Consider the following 286-nt stretch of genomic DNA (forward strand, 5'->3'; position numbering starts at 1 on the left):
GTACCGCTCAAGCCAAGCCGGTCCGTCCGGCTGCAGGAACCGGATGACGCGACGCGCGTCCGGCTCGGTCATGATGCCGTCGCGGATAATGATGCGTCCGCCGTCCGAGAGGACGTCGAACGCGCTTCTCAGCGCCGCGGCGACCGTATCCCGGTTGAACCTCGCGCCGTTATAAGGAATGTAAGAGTACAGCTCGTGCAGGATCGAGGAGAAGATGACGGTGTCCACGCTGCCGGCTTCCACGTAGTCCTTGAGCGCCAGGGCATCGCCTTGAAGCACTTCCCAG

1 protein-coding gene is annotated in these 286 nt (G+C 63.3%); it reads right to left on the minus strand.

All coding sequences use genetic code 11. From position 1 onward, the window contains the following. A partial coding sequence (locus NLU14_RS21520) for a hypothetical protein (protein ID WP_275710471.1) occupies positions 1-286 on the minus strand: 286 nt, incomplete at both ends.

The sequence above is a fragment of the Marinobacter iranensis genome (genome assembly GCF_029207565.1).
In the GTDB taxonomy this organism is placed as follows: Bacteria; Pseudomonadota; Gammaproteobacteria; order Pseudomonadales; family Oleiphilaceae; genus Marinobacter; species Marinobacter iranensis.